The sequence below is a fragment of the Granulicella aggregans genome, from assembly GCF_025685565.1.
GTDB lineage: Bacteria > Acidobacteriota > Terriglobia > Terriglobales > Acidobacteriaceae > Edaphobacter > Edaphobacter aggregans_B.
Genome location: NZ_JAGSYE010000002.1, coordinates 1276133 through 1293182 on the forward strand (window position 1 = coordinate 1276133; position 17050 = coordinate 1293182).

General features: G+C 61.4%; 11 protein-coding genes. 4 read left to right on the forward strand and 7 right to left on the reverse strand.

What is annotated here, in order from left to right; genetic code table 11:
* Positions 1-61: 61 nt before the first annotated feature.
* The 4 genes from OHL18_RS14775 to OHL18_RS14790 form a co-directional block, all read right to left on the reverse strand.
* Positions 62-2266, reverse strand: coding sequence for an alpha-ketoacid dehydrogenase subunit alpha/beta (locus OHL18_RS14775; protein WP_263375611.1), 2205 nt, complete (start codon positions 2264-2266; stop codon positions 62-64).
* A 368-nt stretch (positions 2267-2634) separates the two neighbouring features.
* The gene (locus tag OHL18_RS14780) at positions 2635-3591 is read right to left on the reverse strand and encodes a cupin-like domain-containing protein (RefSeq protein ID WP_263375612.1); all 957 of its coding nucleotides are present in this window, start codon (positions 3589-3591) and stop codon (positions 2635-2637) included.
* Between the two features lie 254 nt (positions 3592-3845).
* Entirely contained in the window at positions 3846-4139 is a 294-nt protein-coding gene (locus OHL18_RS14785; RefSeq protein WP_263375613.1) for a hypothetical protein, read from the reverse strand.
* 79 nt (positions 4140-4218) lie between these two features.
* The gene (locus OHL18_RS14790; RefSeq protein WP_263375614.1) at positions 4219-4611 is read right to left on the reverse strand and encodes a hypothetical protein; all 393 of its coding nucleotides are present in this window, start codon (positions 4609-4611) and stop codon (positions 4219-4221) included.
* A 168-nt stretch (positions 4612-4779) separates the two neighbouring features.
* Between OHL18_RS14790 and OHL18_RS14795 the strand changes: the two genes are divergently transcribed.
* The gene (locus OHL18_RS14795) at positions 4780-5742 is read left to right on the forward strand and encodes a mechanosensitive ion channel family protein (protein WP_263375615.1); all 963 of its coding nucleotides are present in this window, start codon (positions 4780-4782) and stop codon (positions 5740-5742) included.
* A 14-nt stretch (positions 5743-5756) separates the two neighbouring features.
* Here the strand turns inward: OHL18_RS14795 and OHL18_RS14800 are convergent, their stop codons facing one another.
* Positions 5757-7874 (reverse strand): thioredoxin domain-containing protein, encoded by a 2118-nt coding sequence (locus OHL18_RS14800; RefSeq protein WP_263375616.1) that lies wholly within the window; start codon positions 7872-7874, stop codon positions 5757-5759.
* A gap of 281 nt (positions 7875-8155) precedes the next feature.
* A complete protein-coding gene (locus OHL18_RS14805; RefSeq protein WP_317890504.1) occupies positions 8156-10207 on the reverse strand; it encodes a TolC family protein in 2052 nt (683 codons plus the stop codon).
* 464 nt (positions 10208-10671) lie between these two features.
* Here OHL18_RS14805 and OHL18_RS14810 point away from each other — a divergent pair, with 464 nt between their 5' ends.
* From OHL18_RS14810 to OHL18_RS14820, 3 genes are read left to right on the forward strand one after another with little or no spacing between them, the layout of a single operon-like run.
* Entirely contained in the window at positions 10672-12651 is a 1980-nt protein-coding gene (locus OHL18_RS14810; RefSeq protein WP_263375618.1) for a hypothetical protein, read from the forward strand.
* A gap of 12 nt (positions 12652-12663) precedes the next feature.
* Positions 12664-13470, forward strand: a complete 807-nt coding sequence (truA, locus tag OHL18_RS14815; protein WP_263375619.1) for a tRNA pseudouridine(38-40) synthase TruA — start codon at positions 12664-12666, stop codon at positions 13468-13470.
* Positions 13470-14735 carry a M20/M25/M40 family metallo-hydrolase gene (locus tag OHL18_RS14820; protein WP_263375620.1) on the forward strand — a complete coding sequence of 422 codons (1266 nt, stop codon included), beginning with the start codon at positions 13470-13472 and terminating at the stop codon, positions 14733-14735. Before truA ends, OHL18_RS14820 begins: the two co-directional genes overlap by 1 nt.
* A gap of 122 nt (positions 14736-14857) precedes the next feature.
* Here the strand turns inward: OHL18_RS14820 and OHL18_RS14825 are convergent, their stop codons facing one another.
* A complete protein-coding gene (locus OHL18_RS14825; RefSeq protein ID WP_263375621.1) occupies positions 14858-16738 on the reverse strand; it encodes a hypothetical protein in 1881 nt (626 codons plus the stop codon).
* Positions 16739-17050 lie beyond the last annotated feature (312 nt).

Genomic DNA, 17050 nt, shown 5'->3' on the forward strand with positions numbered 1-17050 from the left:
TTGGACCGAACGCCCGCAGCATCTCTACTCAGTCAAACGCCGATCTGCGGGTTAAGTTGCACTAAAACGCTGCCAGCTCCGCAATCGCTTTATAGACATCATCCGCCTGTGGCAGAATCACATCCTCCAAGGCGGGCTGATAGGCCACAAAGGTGTCCATTGCGGCTACACGGCGGACGGGAGCGTCGAGGTCGTGGAAGAGCTCTTCGCCGATCCGGGCCGCGATCTCTGCGCCGTAACCCCAGCTCTGCATGTCCTCGTGGGCGACGATTACGCGGTTTGTTTTCTTCACGGACTCGGCGATCGTCTCCCAATCGTAGGGGCTGAGTGTTCGCAGGTCGATCAGCTCGACGCTGATGCCCTTTTCGCGCTCGATCTTTACCGCAGCCTGCAGCGCCCTTGGAACAACCGCTCCGTAGGTGACGACCGTGAGGTCTTTTCCGGGCTTCACGATCTTTGCTTTGCCGAACGGGATCGCGTACTCCGGGCCGGGATACATCGCGCGGCCGAAGGTCTCGCGGTAGAGGCGCTTGTGTTCGAGGAAGAGGACGGGGTCGTCGCAGCGGATGGCGGTCCGCAGCAGGCCGACGGCGTCGAGGGCGTTCGAGGGCATGACGACTCGCACGCCGGGAGTGTGGGTGAAGATGCTCTCGCCGGACTGGGAGTGGTAGATGGAGCCGCCGGTAAGATAGCCGCCGATGGGTACGCGGATCAGGACCGGGCAGCTGTACTCGCCGTTTGAGCGCCAACGGATCACGGAGAGTTCGTTCCGCATCTGGTGGACGGCAGGCCAGATGTAGTCGAAGAACTGGATCTCAACGACGGGCTTCATGCCGCGGACGGCCATGCCGATCGCGCGGCCAACGATGTTGGCCTCGGCCAGGGGGGAGTTCCAGCAGCGGTCGTTGCCGAACTCGTTCTGGAGGCCGGAGGTGAGCTTGAAGACGCCGCCCTTACCCTTGATCTTCCCTGCCCGGAGCGCCGCGTCGCGGGTCGCGTCGGCGACGTCTTCGCCGAAGACAACGATGCGCTCGTCGCGTCGCATCTCGTCCTTGAGGCAGGCGTTGATGAGGTCGGCCATGGTGCGTTCGGCGTCGTCGGGGGTGCGCTGGGGCTCGGTTGCGAAGCGCCCGTCGGTGACGCTCAGGTCTTCGGAGTAGACATGCTTTTCAATCGCTTCGCGGGTTGCGACCGGCAGCGGGGCGCGGACGGCGCGGTCTGCCGCGCGCTGGACTTCTTCGTCCACCTGGCGCTCGAGGCGGTCGATCTCGGCTTCATTGAGGATGCCCTCGCGTAGAAGGTACATCTGCATCCGGGCGATCGGGTCCTTCAGCGAGTCGGCTTCGACCTCTTCGGCGGAGCGGTACTGGCGCTCATCGTCCGAGAGCGAGTGGGAGTACGGACGCACCACGTGGCCATGCACCAGCGCGGGGCCGTGGCCTGCGCGGCAGTAGGCGACTGCCTCCACCATCGCTTTGTAGCTGGCGATGGCGTCGGTGCCGTCGATCTCCGCGAAGTGGAAGTTGGGGAAGTTCGCGACCAGCTTCGAGATGTTTCCGCCGGGGGTGTTGGCCTCTACGGGCGTGGAGATGGCGTAGCCGTTGTCTTCGACGACGAAGACGATGGGCAGTCTGGCGTTTGAGGCAGTGTTCAGCGACTCCCAGAACTCGCCCTGGCTGGTGGAGCCTTCGCCGATGGAGACGTAGACGACCTCGTCGGCTTCGAACTTAACCTCTTTGAACTGCCGGTAGTCGATGCCTGAGGAGATGGCTGGCTTCGCTAGGGCTTCGGGATGATTGCGGAAGTAGCGGCCTGCTTCGGCGCAGCCTACCGCGTGAAGGCACTGGGTCGCCGTGGCGGAGGATTGCGTCACGATATTCAGCTTCTTGATGCCCCAGTGCGAGGGCATCTGGCGGCCGCCGCTGGCGGGGTCGTCGGCGGCTCCGACAGCCTGGAGGAGTTGCTCTTCGACGGTATTGCCGAGGGTGAGGCAGATGGCGCGGTCGCGATAGTAGGGGAAAAACCAGTCGTAGCCTGGCTTCATCGCCATTCCGGCGGCGACCAGCAGGGCTTCGTGCCCCGCGCAGGAGATCTGGAAGAAGATCTTCTGCTGCCGCTTGAGGACGATCTCGCGGTCGTCGGTCCGGCGTGAGAGGTACATGAGCCGGTAGAACTCAATCAATTGTTCGCGATCTAACAGGGTATCGTCCGCTTCCTGCACAGACGTGGACGAGCCGTTAAGGCTCGGTAAAGTTTTGCGACCCATGCCATTTTCCTCAGAGCGATTGACGATCCGAACCACACCCGATTGTACCGATTTCTTCGTGGATTCACACTTTGCCACAGGGTCCATTCGGGGGCTCGCCGAAAAAGACGGAGACAGGACGAAAAGCGTACCTCAGCGGCTAAAGCCGCATTGCAAGTAAATTGATTTCGGCATGGCTGACGCCGTGCCCTTAAGCAAAACCTCGTATTTCAACGAGCTTCCAGGGCGGGCAAATCGGCCGGGTATTTCAACAAGCTCCTGGAGGGCAAATCGGCCCCTGTTGAGCGGCAACAACGTTGTGGCAAAGCAAAAGGATGGCTGCAGGAGCTGCGCAACCATCCCTTGGATGATACCGACAGCGGAGAGGCTTATCCGTGGCGGAGTTTGTGCGCGACTTTCAGTCCGAAGCGCACCGGGACGATCGCCTTCGCCTTGAGGCCATCGAGCTGCAGATTCTTGGTCGGAGGGGTCGGATGCAATCCGGCCTTGCGCTCGAAGTAATTGAAGGCGCGGGTGAGGCCGATCTGCTTGTCAAGGGCTGTCTCATAGACCAGGCTGTAGGAGATCGAGCGAACCGCGCGCGTCTGAACCCAGTGCGGAGAGTTCTGCGGCTGGTGGAATCCGACTCCGGCCTTCAGCGGGAAGAAATGATCCTGATCTGGGTTCAGCTTGGACATGTCCAACTGGCCGATGCTGACCCGGCCACGGGAGTAGAACTCTTCGAGCTCCGGTTCTGTGACCTGATCGGGCGGGTAGGCGTGGTAGTCCTTGTCTCCTTCAATCTGCGCGAAGAACGCAACTTCAGGGTCGAAGTGAAGCGCCGTCGTCGCGGCAGCAGAGGTGATGAAGACGCTCGACTGGATCCTGCGAATCGGCTGGTTGCCGAGTCCGCCCGGCAGTGCGCGAAGCTGCTGAATGAGGCTGTTCATCAGGGTCCGGAAACGTACGTCGTAGTTCTCCGGCCGCTTCAGCAGGATGCGGGTAGGCTTCTCATCGAGCCTGCGGATCGCCTCAACCGGCCTCAGCACGATCTGCTCGGTATCAAAGAACGCGGCATCTGCCTTGGGGCTGGTGCCGGTCACGAAGTAGTCGTTCGCGGAGGCGGTGGTGTAGCGATCCGCCAGGTCGCAGATGGCCTCGAACTGGAAGAGATCGAGCTTGTGCAGGTTGTGCTGGAAACCGAAGGGCGTGTTGTTGTACAGGGCCGAGTAAGAAGCTGGGTCAATCTCCAGGCGAGCATCGTTCGATGTGAGCGTCTCTACCGAAGGTAGAGCGGATGTCGACTGGGAGGGCTTAGAGAGTTCGGACAGGACGTGAGCGGCCAAGACAACCTCCGGCAAGCGCGTATGCGGATTTCTACAATATGGTTGCAAGTTAGCAGACCCTGCGTGCCAGATCACTCAATAAGGCCATCGACACAGGACGAGAGTAACCAGGTTTGGAGGTTACGGTAATCGGCAAGTTTTCGCTTTCGCAGACGGGAGAATTGCCCGTCCGAGCGGCGAAAACTATGGTTTCGCGACTCTATAACCGAACGCGACTTCGGGAAATAACGCGTACCCGAAGAGTGAGTGGCTGCTTATCGCTTCCCCTGGTCCTTCATCTTGTGCGCAAGCTGCTCAATCTGCTCCGCTTTGCGCACAACATCGAGCGACAGGATGTTTTTGTTCGTCTTGTCGACCGCCGCTTTGAGTTCGTTGGCCATGGTTACCAGGCGCTGCGCCTCGTCATCCAGAAGTTTCTGCTTCAGAGTCCGGCTGTCTTCTTTCGCGGGGTCACTTTCAGCGGCAGCCTGTGGCTGAGCCTGGGTTTGGGTTTGGGGCTGGGCCGGAGGTGCGTTCCGCTGCTGGCCCCACCCGAGAGAGGTCGCCATCAGTACCACCGCTGCTATAGCTCCCCCAGTTCCCCGCATTGCAATTTCCCTCTTGTCGAACCGTACCGGCGTTATGGGTCTAATTCCTCATCTTGTTCTTCACGCTGCGTGCCAGCTTCTCAATCTCGTCCATCTGGCGCAGCATCTCGGGTGTCAGATTTTCGCTCCCGGAGCTCGCGATCAATGCCTTGAGTTGGTTGGTCAGCGTAAGCAGGCGCTCCGTATCGCCAACCAGACGCCGCTGGCGCTCGGTATTCTGCATCCGGGCGTAGCTTTCCGGCAGGTGCGCCTCCATGTCGTCGTCCAGAGGGTTTCGCGCTGACCGGTTGGACCCGGATCCCAAGGTCGAAGAGCTACCCGCCCCCGTCTGCATCTGTCCCCACCCCACGGGTCGCGCAGGAGACAGAATCGCCAGCAGCGCCGCAGTTGTCAGGATCGCGCTATATTGACGACTCTGTCGTCTTTTGGTCACGACTTGCTCCAATCCCGCATCCGGGCGTCTTCGGCGAAACTCGCATCCAAATAGACTTGGGCGATGGGTGCCGATGCGCATCCGCGTGGGTGTTGCCTGGTCCGCATCTGTACTGCTTCAACCCTGCCGTACCGACGGCCAATACTTATAGAAAGAGTTAGGGAAATCATGCTCCCAGCCATCCTCCTTATGCAAGCAGCTTCGCCAGCCAGCGCGGCGATTCACGAAGAGCGGACCCTTGAGGGACTCGAGCGCGGCTGGCACAACGAGATCCTGGACTTCGTCCAGTTCGATCTCCCGCGGCTGTTCGTCGTACTGCTGATCGCCTTTGTCCTGATGCGGCTGGTGAAATTCTTCGTCAACCGGATGCTTCGGCTTGCCGACCGGCAGGTGGGCAACACGCAGCGCGCGTCGCAGCTTCGCACCATGGCTGCCGTCCTGCGGGCGACATCCTACAGCATCATCGGATTCATTGTCCTGCTGCATGTGCTGTCGGTGTTTAACATCAACCTGACGCCTCTGCTGGCCTCCGCGGGCGTGCTGGGTGTGGGTATTGGTCTCGGGGCGCAGTCCATTTTTAAGGACATGATCAACGGGATTCTGATTCTGGTGGAAGACCAGTTCAACGTGGGCGATGTGGTGAAGATTGCCGCGCTGAGCGGAACGGTGGAAGATATGAGCCTGCGCCGGACGTCTCTTCGGGATGGCGACGGTACGCTGCATATTATTCCCAACAGCCAGATCGCGACCGTCTCGAACCTGTCGCGAGACTTCTCCGTGGGGGCGATCAATTTGAACGTCGACGCCAGCGCTGATCCGGATAAGGTGCTGCGGGTGTTGCGGCGTGTCGCGATGGAGGTGCGGAACGATGTGGCCTTCAAACAGGTGGTGATTGCAGACCCGGATGTTCCGGGACTCGACCAGATCAAGGGCCGCGAGGTGGTCTATCCGATTACGATCAAGTGCCGCGCGAACCAGCAGTGGGGCGTGCTACGGGAGATTCGGAGGAAGATTATCAAGTCTTTTGAGAGCGAGGGGATTCCGCTGGGGACCGATCCGGCGAACATGCTGATTATGCAGCACGCGGATCCGACGGCTCCGCCGGCGCAGCAGCCGCTGGTTGGTTCGTAGGCACGCGACGCAGGCTAGATCGCGGTAGAGAGGGCCGCGATCAGCCCGTCTGCGTCGCTCACTGGTGGAAGACAGCTTGTTCCCGTGCAGACCAGGGCGAAGCTACTCGCTGTGAAAGGAAGATTCGGGATGGTCTCAGCGAGTGCGGGCGGAAGTGACGCTAGCTGATCGGGGCGAAGCCTGATCACAGCCTTGTTGACGACGAAGCGTGCCTGCGCTACGCCTTCAAGCTCATCGGCCAACGCATCTTCGCCGATGATGCAAATCTGAATGGGCGGCTGGATCATGCGTTGGAGAGCAAGAGCATAGCCAGCCGCGTAGAGGCCGAGATGCTCGACCATGCCGGCGAAGCTTTCGAGCGTGAGCTTGGCTTTCTTTTCGTAATCTTTGCTGCCGTTGAGTGCGGCCATCCGCAGAAGTAGAGATGCGGCGACGGGATTACCTGCGGGCGTGGGGGAGTCCTGTAGCGGCTTGCGGCGGGTGCCGAGGACGCCGAGGCGATGCTCTCCTTGGGGCAGAGATTCGGTATCGAAGAAGCCGTTGCCTTGCGTGTCGTAGAAACGAGCGACAGTACTGGCGGCGATCTGTTCGGCGGCGGCGTAGTACTTCAGCTCGCCGTTGGTCTCCCAGGCGTCGAGCGCGGCGTGGCCGATGAAGACGTAGTCTTCAAGGCCGCCAGCTAGGCGGGATGCGCGAGCGAGACCGTCGGCGTAGGCGACGACGTGTGCCATCGATCCGTCGCTGCTCCAGGCTGAATCGAGTACGCGGTCGAGCGACTTCAGCGCGAAGGCTCGTGCCTCCGGGATGCGGAGAACGCGCGATGCCTCGAGGTACGACGAGATGCACATGCCGTTCCAGGCGGTGTAGATCGTCTTGTCGATGAAGGGCGTTGGGCGCGACAGTCGCGCTGCATAGAGCCTGCGCTTGGCGCTTGCAAGCAGTTGTGCCGCTTCAGGCTCGGTGACGCGTGCAGACTTCGCTACCGTAGCGAGAGGCTGGAGGATCTGCAGGACGTTCTTCTGCGGGTTGTGGTGCATGTCACCGAGCTCACCGATATCGAACCACGGCGCGGCGATGGCGAGCTCTTCCCTGCTCAGGACTGCAGCGGCTTCTGCGCGTGTCCAGGTGAAGTAGTCGCCGTCATCGTCGAGCGAGAAGTCGGCGTCCTGCGAGGCGTAGAAGCCGCCACGGTCCTGATCGCTGAGCCACTCGTCGATCCACTGCATCGTCTCGAAGGCGACGCGGGCGCACTCGGTGGCTCCGAAGCTCTGGTAAGCATGGACATAGTTTTTCAGCAGCTCGCTGTTGTCGTAGGCCATCTTCTCGAAGTGCGGAACGACCCAGCGTTCATCGACGCTGTAGCGATGGAAGCCTCCGGCGAGGTGATCATAGATGCCGCCTTTGGCCATCTTCTCGAGCGTGATCAGCGCGGCGTCTCTTGTTCCGGCGATGGCGTTCGTGCGCGATGCGGCATCGAGGAGCATGTCGATCGCGCCGGGGTGGGGAAACTTGGGCTGGCCGCCGAAGCCGCCGTTGCGGGCATCGAACTGCTTCAACGTCGCTGCGATCAGCTTGGCGTGCAGCTCTGCGCCGGGGTTTGGAGCAGCCTCATTGAAGGTTTCGTTTTCTTCGATGGCGACCATGACGCTTTCGGCGGACTCGTCCACTTCGTTGCGGCGCTTCTGGAAGGCCTCGGCCATGGTCAGGAGCACGCGCTGCATCGAGGGGCGGCCGTGCTGGTCTTTCGGAGGGAAGTAGGTGCCACCGAAGTAGGGCAAGCCTTGCGGCGTGAGAAAGGCCGTGAGCGGCCAGCCGCCCTGTCCGCTGATGGAGGCGACGGCAGCCTGATAACGAGTGTCCACATCGGGGCGCTCGTCGCGGTCCACCTTGACGGCAATGTAGTGGTCGTTGATGATGCGGGCGGTCAGGGGATCTTCGTAGCTCTCGCGATCCATGACGTGGCACCAGTGACACCATACTGCGCCGATGTCGAGGAGGATGGGCTTGTCTTCGGCCTGGGCTCTCGCGAATGCTTCGGGGCCCCACTCCTGCCAGTCGACGGGTTGGTGCATCGCGGACCTTAGATACGCTGAGGCCGCTTTGGCCAGGCCGTTCACCTGCTCACTGCTCATTCCATCTCCACTTCGATTGCTCTCTTTATGCTACGACGCGACGAAGGGCGGCAGTCGTGGCGGGAAAAGGGAAAGCGTACCTCAAGGGCTAAAGCCCGGTTGTGAATAAGGCACTTACGGCAGGGCTGAAGCCGTGCCCTTAAGCAAGGCCGGATATTCAACGATTTCCGAAAATCAAAGACGGCAGCATACGGATAACCCATCGACCGGGAAGCTCAAATGGCAGCGAGAAGGCCCGGACCGAGGTCCGGGCCTTCCTGGGGTCTTCCGATGATTGAGTCTTACTGCGGAGGCGGCGGCGGAGTTGCTGAGATCGGCTTCGGAGCTTCAGGAGCCTTCGGGGCCGTCAGGCCTGGGATCACCGGTGCCTGGGTGACGGTGCCGCTTGCCGCGGACTCGATGCTGATGCCATAGTGGTCGAGGGTGGTCGAGAGCAGCTGCTGCAGGGCTGCGCGGTCCTTCGCATAGGCGGCGGTCGCTGAGAGTAGGTTGTTTTCGGCGGTCGCCAGGTTACGCCCCTGCTGCAGAACGTTCGCAGTGGTCGAAGCGCCTAGCTTGTACTTCTTGGTCTCGGCGTCCAAGCTCTGGTTCGCGTAGTCGTGAGCGGCTTGCGCGGCGCTCACCTGGGCACGGTCGTTGGTCAACGCATACTGCGCGTTGATGACCTGGATGCGAATCTGCGTGTAAATCTGCTGCAGGCGCATCTGCGACTGGCGGTACTCCATCTGCGAGCGGGCCTGGTCGGCCTGGGCAGTGCGGTTGCGCAGCGGGATGGTGATGTTTACACCAACGCCCTTATCCGGAGCGCTGCTGTTGAAGAGGTCCTTAAGCACGGTCCCGTAACCTACCGATGGGAAGCTGCCGGCGTCATACGCCTTACCTGTGTTGAAGTTGATCGCGCTGGGATTTTGAGCGCCGCCAAGTCCGCTGGCTCCGTAGAAGGCATACGCATCGACCGTGGGCAGGAGGCCGTTCTTCTCCGCCTTGATGGTGATCTCGTTGTTCTTCATGTTGAGGATCGCCTGCTCGATCTGCGGATTGTTCACGTAAGCCTGCTTGACCAGGTCTTCAACCGGGGTGTCTTCTTCCGGCAGGCGGTCGAGGCCGACGCGGTCGGTTGGGATGACAGGCGCGGCCGAGAGCGCAGGATCGTTCAGGGTGCGAGCGATGGCCTGCTTCATGATGAGCTGCTGATACTCAAGGTTCGTCTGCGAGACGATGAGGGCCTGCTTGTCGCTGGCGACGGTGCTGTCGGAGTTCACGACGTCGAGCGGAGCCAGGGTGCCGATCTCAAGCTGCTTGCGGTTGTCCGAGGTGAGTTGGGTGGACTGGGCTAGCGCGCGCTCTTTGGCCTGCTCGTCCTCATAGGCGCTGACCAAGCCCCAATAGATGTTCTCCACCTGGTTGACGGTGTAGAGGACCTGCTGACGGAAAGCGGAGTCAGTAATGCGGCGGTCGTTCTTCGCCTGCAGGATGAAGCGTCCGTTGACGCCCCAGCCGAAGCCCTGCAGCAGGTGCTGGGTCGCAGTCGCGCGAAAGCTGGTGGTGATGTCAGGGCTGTAGTCGGAGAAAGGGTTATCGGTGGTGACGCGCGAGTTGTTAAAGGTCACGCCCAGCTGGGTGCCGGTCAGGAAGCCCTGTGTGTAGCCGAAGTTGTAGGTCGAGGTGTTGGTCTTCAGCGAGGTGAGACCGCCGCTGAACAGTGTGTTCGACTGCGGCTGGTTGACCGTCTCGTACTCGAGCTGGCTGGTCACGACGGGGTCAAGATTCTCGGGTAGAGGGCCGCCGCCGTTGGTGCTGAGGACGAGGCCCGAAGCTCCTGTGCCGCCGCCGCCGGCGGAGCTCGACGTGCCGCCTGGGCCGCCGCCGCCGGTGATGGTGGAGGTCGTGCCTCCAAGGGTGTTCGCGACGATGCCGGTGGAGACGCCGCGCAGCGTGGAGCCGGCGCGGGCGCGGAGGAGGTCGGTGTCCGCGATGTCGAGGTTGATGCGGGCGATGGCGATGTCGTAGTTGTTCTCGAGCGCGAGCGCGATGGCGTCCGACAGGCTGAGATAGATCTTGCCATCCTTCAGCAGCGAATCAAGCTGCGAGGAGTTCGCAAGCCGCGGCATGGGAACTGTGATCGCCGTATACGGAGCGATCGGGTTCGTGAAGTGGCTCTTCGGCTTGGTGTAGTCGCGGGCCGTGCTGCGAAGGAACAAGGGCTCGGTGAGCTTGGGCTCGGGAGCCTGAGGCAGACCCTCAGCTGTAATCCCGGCGGAGGAGGAACTCGCTGGCGGGGTGGCAGGCGGAGTCGCCTGCTGGGTGAAGCCCTGCTGCGGTGTCGAACCCATCAACACCAGACCGATCGTCGCTGCCGCTTTCAAATCAATACGTTTCAATTGCGCTCTCCAACTTTCTTTCGCCGAACGAATTCGCCCGGAACCCGCGGCGGTAACGACTCAAACTAGAAGCCTGCGGCCCTGGGAGCCAGTTCCGTAACTCAAGACAAAGATTCATCCTGCGACGCCTCTGGTGGTGATCCGCCTTCGCGGCTGGGCGTGTTTCGATACAAACTTAGGCAGTGCTTTGTAGATGCTTGGCCGCGTATCCGCGACTCCAAAATTGAGATGTTTGACCAGCTTGGTGACAGTACGCAAGGGAATCCGGCTTCGTTCCGTGAGAGGAGATTCTTTCCAATTAACTGGGATTTGCCTCGCGAGGAAGTATACCAAGCGCGATCCGTAAACGCTTCTGAAAGAACGGTATCCCGGCGGGGATCGATCTGCGCCGAGGGGCCGGAGGGTACACTGCTGGAATGGTGAAGCGTCCTCCCCTCGCCGTCCTTGCTGTCGTCGCTGGAGTTTATTTCGCAGTCGGATCTGGCGGAGCGTCGATGGCGCAGACATCAGCTGAGCAGCAAAGGACGATTCCTCCGGCAGAGAATCTTCCGTCGCTGGGATTGAATGCGCCAGCGTTGCGGGGCGGCAACCGGTACTCCAACTGCGCCAATACTCCGGTAAATGAGGCGGCCTGCCATCTGGACACGGTGGTCTTCGACCAGCCGGCGGGGGCGGATGGAAAGATCTCTCAGGCGGGGCACCGGATCGACGTCAGCGCCTTCGGGCCAGGGTTGAGCCTGGGAAATATGGGCGGATGGAGGGTGGACAAGGTCGATGTGGAGTTCCTGAACGTGGCGAACCGGGGGATATCGCAGGCCCACAGCCTCTTCCTGTACAAGCATGCTGCGGGCGACACGATGGGGAGCTACAACTATGTCTATTCGGATGGTGGATCGACCGCGCTTTCGGACGAGAGCATCAAGGGTGACGCGCTCGATATGGGCGAGACGACGGGGTACTTTCATGGCATGATCGCTGCGACGAGCGGGACGAGCGATACGGTACCTGGGCTGAAGTTCATCTCCGGGAACAACTGGACGACGGATGGAGCGCCGCTGCTGGACATAACGCAGGGTAAGGTCTCAGGGCATATCGCCGGTGCGGGGCCGGCGGTGGCCGGAAGTACGCTGGGCATCCTTAAGGTGGATAACGAGATTCCGCTGAGCACTGCGTGGGGTGTCTGCGAGAGCGAGATTCCTAACAATCATCTTGTGCAGAAGACTGCGCCGTTTACCTGCAATGTCAGGCTGCGGGCGGGGAGCTTCACTGCGAGTGGGACGGTCTGCGTGAGCGGGCCAAACTATCCTGAGCAGGCGCGGATCACTGCTGCCTCGGCCGCAAGCGGCGACCATCAGAGCATCACGATTGAGGCGCGCAATCCGAACAGCGCAGGGGCGAACATCTTCCAGGGCGGAGTCTGCGGGCAGTACATCAGCTTCGACGCCAACTTTGCTCTTACGGGCTATCGAACCTCCTACTATGCCTTCGGAGCGGTCGATCCGCACCAACTGATCTACGGATACAACTTCAAGGGGCAGGTGATCGCCGACCTGCCGATGGCGAGTGAGGCGGAGCGGTTCGGCGTGGAGGGGCGCGACGGCTATCACCTTTATCCTGGCTGCGAAGTGATCATCAATCGGTCGTTGAAGGCCGATCCGGTGTGCGAGGTGAACGAGGTTCCGTGGGCGGTGGGCGATCTGGTTGAAGCGCCGCATAATGCCGTCGTGAATACGGTGGGGCGGTTTACGGATCTGACCCAGAACACTCCTGCGAATGGATCGCTCAGCTCTGGCGACCTACTGGAGATTCACGGGATGGGAGCGGTGGGCAACAACTTTATCGCTCACCGGACGGTGAACCTGAACGACTACAAGATCTTCGACCGGTTTGGCGGGATGCTGGGAGCTCCGGAGATGCACCGGGTCGAGGGCTACTTCAGCACCGGGTTTTCGTTCGGGGATGCTCCGGGCGCCTTGATTCGGATCTATGGCAACCCCGATCACTCGAATGACCCGATGACGCTGTTCGCTCTGCCGGGAGGGGAGATTACCTGGAATCCGGCTACTTCTACCCTCCGAGTTCCGCGGATCGAGGCGCGGAATCTCGGGGATAGTTCAGCCGGTGCGGCGGCTGCGCTGCGTGGAAGGAGCGACATGATTGGCGGATCGCCTTTGGCGCTTGGCTCGTGCGCCACCGGCATCGTCAGCATTCCTGGTGCGTCGCGGAGTATGGTTCCGGTGTCCGTGGCCGAGACAACTGGGGCTCCGGGGTTCAACGCGCAGGGTGGATTCCAGGTGAGCGCGCAGGTGACCGCGCCGGGGCAGGTGACGGTGAGCGTCTGCGCGGTGATCGCGGGCACCCCAAAAGCATCTCAGTACATCGTTGCCCTGGAATAGGCCATCTAATCAATGACACATTGGAAACTTACTCTTAGCTACGACGGCACGCCTTACAGCGGCTGGCAGGTGCAGCCTACCCTCCCAACAGTGCAAGGGCGTCTGGCGTCGGCAATCCAGCACGTAACCGGTGAGGTGGTTCTGCCTCAGGGTTCTGGACGGACCGATGCCGGGGTGCATGCGCTGGGGCAGGTGGCAAGTTTCTCGCTGACTGTACCGATTCCTGCGGAGAATCTGCGGCGCGCTCTGAATCGGGCGCTGCCGCCGAGCATTCGGGTGCTCTCGGTCGAGGAGGTGCAGCCGGAGTTTCACGCGCGGCACAGCGCCGCGGGCAAGACCTATGAGTACCGGATCTTTCCGCGAGTCCCTGATGGGGTGGACGACCGAATCTGCTCGCCCATGATCGCTCCCTTTGTATGGGACTGCCCTTGGAAGCTCGACCTTGGACTACTGCAGGCGGCGGCAGGCAGCGTAGTTGGCGAGCATGACTTCACGAGCTTCGCTGCGAGCGACCCGGACCTTGCGACGCGCAGCCAGGCGGACGCTGAGTCTCTGGAGCCGCACTCAGAGCAGCGATCGAATGTCCGGCGGATCGAGCGTTCCGGCTGGGAGGAGCGCGACGGCCTGTACGTGTATACCGTCAGGGGTTCCGGCTTCCTGCACCACATGGTGCGGAATCTCGTCGGGACGTTTGTCGACATCGGGGCGGAGAGGCTACCGGTTGACGCCATTTCGGGCATCTTGGCGGCGCTTGACCGTTCGGCGGCTGGGCCTACCGCCCCCGCGCGCGGACTTTTTCTGGTAGAGGTTGAGTATTGATGCACCTCTCCACGTCCCATCTCGCGCCGGCTTCGGCGAACCAGCGAATCGCACGGCTGGCGACGCTCACGGCCGTGCATCGGGCGTTTCATTGGCTGCACCTGCATCAGCCGCAGCTTCGAATGTGGCAGTTGGAGATGCTTGCGATTCCGGCGCCGACCTTTGAAGAGGCGGCGCGGGCGGCATGGTTTGAGGAACGCTTTCGGGCGCTTGGATTGAGCAATGTGCATCTCGACGACGCAGGGAATGTTTTAGGAGAGATTAGGGCGCCTGAAGCGAGCTCGGGCCCCTGCGTTCTCTTGTCCGCGCATCTCGACACGGTGTTTCCTGCTGAACTTGTGGGGAAGGATTATGCGGCGCTGCTGATTGAAGACGGGTCGCGGATATTCTGTCCGGGCGTGTGTGACAACGCCGCTGGGTTGACCGGGCTGCTGGCCATCGCCGCGGCACTGCGGTATGCAAGTATCGCGCCGCCAGTGCCTCTGCTGTTCGCGGCGAATGTTGGCGAAGAGGGTCAGGGCGATCTGTTGGGGATGCGCCATATCTTTCATCATGGGGCGTACCGTGGACGGATCGCCGCGGCGATTGCGCTCGAGGGCGCTGGCTCTACTTCAGTGGTGACGAAGGCGTTGGCGAGCCGGAGGTTCCGATTGACGATCCACGGACCGGGTGGGCACTCGTGGACGGATGCAGGACGGCCGAACCCGATCTTCGTCATGGGGCGTGCGCTTTCGCGTGTGGATGATCTGGTTCTTCCTCCGACTCCACGAACGACGGTGAACGTGGGTCACATTATGGGCGGGACGTCGGTGAACTCGATCCCAGAGAGTGCGACCGCGCTGATCGATCTGCGTTCGACGAGTGCCGACCGTCTGCGCGACACGGAGGCGGCGATCCGCGTCGCCTTTGAAGAGACTGTGGTGATCGCTTGTGCTAAAGAGCTGCGGCTGGAGATTGAAGTGATTGGCGATCGGCCCGGCGGCGCGCTAAACGAGAACGATCCGCTGCTGGGCACGATCCGCGCGGTGGATCGACACCTGACGCTGCGGACCGAACAACGGCTGGGGTCGACCGACGCCAATATTCCTTTATCGATGGGGATTCCGGCGGTAGCGATCGGGGCTGGCGGCAAGGGCGGGGGCATTCACACGCTGCAGGAGTGGTACGACCCTACGGGACGTGAGACGGCGCTGCGGCGCGTGCTGTTAACGGTGCTAGACACTCTGGATCTGGCAACTGGGTCAGAGACGGAGCCGGCCGCTTGATGCCGCCGCCTTTGTAAAGTGTCGCGGGTCCTTCGCTTCGCTCAGAAGGACGACAGGAGCTAAAAACAGCAAAAAGGCGCTCCCTGACAGGAGCGCCTTTTCGGTAGCGGAGTACGCGTTGACTACGGGATGTAGTAACGGAAGCCGGTGAAGACCATGTTGTTGGTGGCCTTCGGGTTGACGGCGGTTCCGGTGGAGCTCAGACCGGTCCAGGCTTCGCGGGTCAGGTAGCTGTAGACCATCGAGTACTGGATGCGTCCCTTGGTGGGTGAGCTAAAGATGCGGTAGGTAAATCCGGCCGAGCCTTCGAGTACAGCGCGGGTGTGGCCCGTGCAGCTGCTGGTGCTGGGCGAATAACCGTTCGTCGCCGAGGGTGAAGTTTCGGTAGAGCAGGCGGTGTCCTTTTCACCCTGGATCGGAGCGTAGCCCACGTAGACCGGAGTGGTAGGAGCCGCTGCCGTGAAGCCGGTATAGACGGTGCGCTGGAGGTACTCACCACCGGCGTAGCCGAAGACGTCGAGTTTCTTGGAGGGGTGCGTCTCGATGGAGAACAGGCCCTGCGAGTTGCGTAGCGGCTCAAGCGTTCCGTTGGGCTTGACGGTCACGTCGCCGAGGTTCGAGGTGCCGTAACGGCCGGTACCCGTACCCTGGAGGATGTGAACTCCGAGATCGGCATACTTGGTCGCCGAGACACGGGCGTTGGCGAAGAAGCCGCCGCCGATGACGGTGTCGTTGGTGGCGCTGCCGGAGGGAACAGCGGTCGCGGTCGCGGTGGTAGCGAAAGCCAGCGTCGGGTAGTAACGATCACGGAAGAAGCGGGCGAGGCCGCCGACTTCGAAGTGACCGAACTTGGGATCAACGCTGTACTTCACGATGACGTCCGGAGCGACGTTGTTGGAGTAGTTCTGGGCGGTGCTGCCGTTGCCGGTGGAGTTGTAGAGACCACCGGTGTTACCGGCGCTGCCGAAGAAGAAGTTCGACGGAGCGTTGGTGGTACCGGCGAGTACGATCTGCGACTCTTCAACGCCGAGGGCGACGTTGTGGATCTTCGCGAAGTTGTAAGCGAAGCGGGCAGCGTACTGACGAGTGAAGGTGAAGCCTACGTGGTACTGAGGGTCGATGGTCTGGGGCAGATTCTCTGCTCCGGGAGCTTCGACGATGCCCTTCTTGACTTCAGTAGCAAGCGACCACATCTGACCGGCCTGGAAGGTGAAGCCGGTGTTGGTGGCTGCCATGGCCCAGGCTTCGCGCTGACGGGCGGTGTAGCTGTTGGTCTGGTTATCGTTCGAGGTGGTACCGGCGGAGAGGAAGTCGAACTCGTAGTAGCCACCCATCTTACCCCAGGAGGTAGGAGCGGTTACGGCCACAGCGAGACGGGACTGGCGGCCGGTCGCGTTGAACTCGCTGGTGAACGCCTGTGCGCTGTTCATGTAAGGCGTCGAGTTGAAGGGGGTGTTAATGTCGGAGTTGATGGCGCGGGTGCGGTACACGGTTTCGGCCGCGAGGAAGCCACCTGGCTGGATCAGGATGCCCTTGTAGTGAACTGCGGTGGGCGACTCGATCTTCTCGGTCAGGTCCTTCTTAGTGTCGCTGATGGTGAGCGCGAGACCGGTGTTGGAGTTCTTGAGGTCGGTGACGGTGCCCTGGAGGCTGGCGACGGCGTCGGCGTTGGCCTGGACGGAAGCGCCTACGCTCTGGGCCTGGGTGGTGGCAGCGGCAGCCGTAGCCTGGGCATCACTTGCAGACTGCTGAGCGGCTGCGAGGGCGGCATCCTTGGCCGCGCTCTGCGACTTCAGGTTGTCGATCTCTGCCTGCTGGTTCTGCATCTGCTCACGGAGTTCGCGAATCTGACGTTCGGTCGCGGTCTCTTTAGGAGCCTTCGCCACGGCCTTCTTCTTCTTTGCCGTGGTGGAGGTGTGAGTCGGGGTTGTGGTCTGCGCCGGAACGCGTATGGCGGAAAGCACCATAATCGCTGCCAGTGTCACCTGTAGTTGCTTGGTCATGGAACCTCTCATAATCATGTTCAGAAGATGGCCCACAGGCACGATCGAGCCACCTTGGGGGTCTGTTCATCGCTGTTTTCGCAATGTTCTGTGTGACCATCATCCCAAGGTTGCGTTACAGGACTGCGAATTTCGGTCACAAATGGGATGAATTGGGGCATTCGCGTGCGATCTTCGGTAACCTTTGGACCGCGTTATCGCTTACGCGGACGAGGAGACAGAGCGATCGCTCTCCGGACTGCTGTCCAAGAGCGACGCGATTGATTTACCGTTCTTGTCATGCCAAGGATGAATGCCGGGAGCCCAAAGGGG